This window comes from Arthrobacter sp. Br18, assembly GCF_000520555.1.
Classification (GTDB): domain Bacteria; phylum Actinomycetota; class Actinomycetes; order Actinomycetales; family Micrococcaceae; genus Arthrobacter_D.
This window is the reverse complement of sequence record NZ_KI914885.1, coordinates 147,113-151,054: the sequence shown is the minus strand read 5'-3', so window position 1 is coordinate 151,054 and position 3,942 is coordinate 147,113. Positions and strand designations below refer to the sequence as shown.

The following is a 3,942-nucleotide window of genomic DNA, read 5'->3' as shown; positions in this document are numbered from 1 at the left end:
CCCGCCTGCCGTACGGGCTCGAGAAGCTCGGCGGCTGGGGCGACACCACGGTGCACCTCCCCGAGGGCAACTACGCCTGCGCCATCACCGGCACCGCCGTGACCGGTGGCACCGCCCGCGCAGCCGACCTTTTCTCCACTTTCCCGGCAGCACTACTGGTCCAGGAGGATGCATCATGAGCAGCAGGTTCAATGTCTGGGCGCCGCGCGCCGAGACGCTCTCACTTCTGATCGACGGAGCCACGCATGAGATGACCCAGGGCGACGGCGGCTGGTGGACCGCGCCCGACGGCGTCTCTGCCACCACTGCCACCGCCGACGTCGACTACGGCTACCTCGTCAACGGCTCGGACACACCGGTGCCCGACCCGCGATCGCGCCGCCAGCCGGGAGGGGTGCACGAGCTCTCGCGCACCTTCGACCCAGGCGCACACGAGTGGCAGGACTCCGGCTGGACCTCCCCGGGACTCAACGGCGGTGTGATCTACGAGCTGCACCTCGGCACGTTCACCGCCGAGGGTACCCTCGACGCAGCGATCGACCGTCTCGACTACCTCGTGGAGCTGGGGATCCAGTTCGTGGAACTCCTCCCCGTGAACGCCTTCAACGGGACCCACAACTGGGGCTACGACGGCGTGCTCTGGTACGCGGTGCAGGAGACCTACGGCGGCCCGGCTGCATACCAGCGCTTCGTCGACGCCGCCCACCAGAAGGGTTTGGGTGTCATCCAGGACGTGGTCCACAACCACCTGGGACCGAGCGGCAACTACCTCGGACTGTTCGGCCCGTACCTCACCGAGGGCATGTCCAACACCTGGGGCGATTCGCTGAACCTTGACGGACCGCTCTCCGACGAGGTACGGCGCTTCGTGATCGAGAACATCCTCATGTGGATGCGCGATTACCACGTGGACGGCCTGCGCCTCGACGCCGTGCATGCCCTCCATGACGAGCGCGCGGTCCACCTCCTCGAGGACTTCGCCGCCGCAACGGACGCCCTGGCCGCGGAACTGGGGAAGCCGCTGTTCCTCATCGCCGAATCCGACCTCAACAACCCGCGCCTGATCCAGGCCCGCAACGTCAACGGGTACGGGCTGGCGGGGCAGTGGAGCGATGACTTCCACCACGCGGTGCACGTCAACCTCACGGGCGAGACGGAGGGATACTACTCCGACTTCAATTCGGTGGGAGCACTCGCGAAGGTTCTGGAGAAGGGCTTCTTCCACAACGGGACCTACTCGTCGTTCCGCGAGCGGCACCACGGCCGCGAGATCGACGCCGAGCGCGTCATGCCGTCACAGCTGGTGGTCTGCACGCAGAACCACGACCAGATCGGGAACCGCGCCGCGGGCGACCGCCTCAGCGCCACGCTGAACCCCGCTCAGCTCGCCCAGGCTGCCGTGCTGAACCTTGCCGGGCCCTTCACCCCGATGCTGTTCATGGGCGAGGAGTACGGAGCACAGACGCCGTGGCCGTTCTTCACCTCGCACCCCGAGCCGGAACTGGGCAAGGCGACCGCCGAAGGCCGGCTCCGGGAGTTCGAGCGCATGGGATGGAAGCCCGAGGACGTGCCGAACCCTCAGGATCCCGGCACGTTCGAATCGGCGAAACTCGACTGGTCCGAACTCCAGATCCCGGAGCAGGGGCAGCTGCTGGAGACGTACCGCTCGCTGATCCAGCTGCGCCGCGACCGCCCGGACCTGCGGGATCCCGACTTCACCAGCATCTCCGTGGAGTACAGCGACGACGAACGGTGGCTGATTCTCCACCGGGGGCGGACCGCCGTCGTGCTCAATCTGGGCGACCAGCTCTGCACCGCACCGCTGCGGGCGGCGGGAGCGGAAGTGCTGCTCTCGACGGTCGACGGTGCTGCGGTGGAGGGTGCGGCAGCGACCCTTCCGGCCCACGGCTGCCTGATCCTCGAGACCTCCCGAGGGTAGTTTCCCGGTCCTACACTGGGAGCATGACCAGCGAATCCGCGGAGGTCCCGCAGTCCACCGACGTCCTGGTCGTGGGTGCGGGCCCCACTGGGCTCATGCTGGCCAACTGGCTTCAGAAGCTGGGCTTCCGCGTGATTCTTGCCGACGGAAAAGCGGGGCCCACGCGCGAGTCGCGTGCCCTCGGCGTGCAGTCACGCAGCATGGAGATCTACGATCAGCTGGGCGTGATCGATACCGTCCTTGATCAGGCGCAGCACGCCGAGCGGGTACGGCCGGGATATGGAAAACGATCCTTCGGCGAGGTTCCGGTCGGTGCCCTGGGCAGCGGGCTCACACCCTACCCGGGAATCTACTTCCTCGAGCAGAGCAGGAACGAGCGCATCCTCGTCCGGAACCTGGAGCGGCTTGGCGGGCGGGTTCTGTGGGACTCGGGCCTCGTCTCGCTCGAGGACTCGGCGGACGGCGTGCGTGCCGTCCTCTCCACCCCGGGTGGAGCGCGTCGTGTGGAGGCGCGGTACTGCGTAGGCTGCGACGGCGGTTCCTCCATCGTGCGGAAGCTTCGCGGCATACCCTTCCTGGGCATCACCAATGAGTACACGTTCTACGTGGTGGATGCCTTCAGCACTACCGGAGTGGTGGGCGGCGACGTCAACCTGCGGCTCGGGGAGACGGACTTCCTGCTTGCCTTCCCGCTGAAGGACGCCGTGGAGGGCCGGAGCACGCACCGGCTGATCGGGGTGCTCCGGCAGGCCGGCACCGCGGACATCTCCGAACACATCGTCCGGGAACGGCTCGCGCGGATCTTCGGGGTGGCTTACGGCGAATCGGAGTGGTTCTCCACCTACCGCGTCCACCACCGGGTAGCTGAGCGGTTCCGCGACGGGGCGGTGTTCCTGGCCGGGGATGCCGGGCATGTCCACTCGCCGGTCGGTGCGCAGGGCATGAACACGGGCCTCCAGGACGCCCACAACCTGGCACTCAAACTCGCCGACGTCCTGGCAGGGCGCGCCGGAGATGCCTTTCTGGACCGGTACGACGCCGAGCGGCGGCCCGTGGCTGAACGACTGATCAACAGTACGGATCGGGTCTTCGGACTGGTCACTTCCCACCGGCTACCCGTCCGGCTGGTCCGCCGGCTGCTGCCCCCGCTGTTCGGTCCCGTGGCCGTGCGGCTTCTGCCCCGGCTGCCGATTTCGTTCCGCTTGGCAGGATACCTGGGCCAGCTCCGCATCCACTACTGGATGAGCGCTGGGGCGAAGGCCGCGGCCCGTGGACGCCGGGGCCGTGTGGTGGGTCGGCGTTTACCCTGGACCGGCGTCAACTTCGATGTGCTGCGCGAGGCCGTGTGGCAGGTGCACACCTATGGTGCGATGGACGACGCCATTGTGGACGCCGTCGGGCTGTCGCTCAACCTTCCCGTCCATCGGTTCCCGGCGGCGCAGGACAATGGTCTGCAGGCGGGCTTCTTCTACCTCGTCCGGCCGGACGGGTTTGTTGCGGCGGAGGCCCCGGCCCATTCTGCGGTGTCAGTGCTGCGGGGTGCCTTGCCTGCGGTGTTCTAACGCCGATTCGGGCTGCCCGGGGTGTTCTCGCCGCTGGTCCGCGGGGCGTCCGACGCTTCTCCGGAACCTTGTGCAGTTATGGCGGGTGAAACGCGGGTTCACCCACCGTAGATGCACAACTTCTCGGGCAGCATCGGCGAGAATAGCTTCATGACCACGAAATCCGGCGTGTGGGCAACCCTCGGCGACGCCCGTACCACTGCAGAGCTCGAGCACGCCGGCTTCGACTGGCTGGGCCTCGATGCGCAGCACGGACACTTCGACGACCGCAGCGTCCGCGAGGTGTTCGCCCTGCGGCGGAACCCCCTGGCCACCGTGCTGGTCCGCGTGGCGGCGAACAACCCTACGCTCATCGGGCGCGCACTCGACGCCGGGGCCGACGGCGTGATCGTGCCGTTGGTCGACACAGCGGAGCAGGCCGAGTCGGCCGTAGCGGCGGCG

General features: G+C 67.9%; 3 protein-coding genes. All 3 read left to right on the top strand.

What is annotated here, in order from left to right; all coding sequences use genetic code 11:
- The first annotated feature begins 175 nt into the window (after positions 1-175).
- Complete coding sequence (gene treZ / locus Y704_RS0114740) at positions 176-1,939, top strand: malto-oligosyltrehalose trehalohydrolase (protein WP_026550686.1); 1,764 nt, start codon at positions 176-178, stop codon at positions 1,937-1,939.
- 23 nt (positions 1,940-1,962) lie between these two features.
- Positions 1,963-3,501 carry an FAD-dependent monooxygenase gene (locus Y704_RS0114735; RefSeq protein ID WP_026550685.1) on the top strand — a complete coding sequence of 513 codons (1,539 nt, stop codon included), beginning with the start codon at positions 1,963-1,965 and terminating at the stop codon, positions 3,499-3,501.
- 150 nt (positions 3,502-3,651) lie between these two features.
- A partial coding sequence (locus tag Y704_RS0114730; protein WP_253904359.1) for an aldolase/citrate lyase family protein occupies positions 3,652-3,942 on the top strand: 291 nt, incomplete at its 3' end.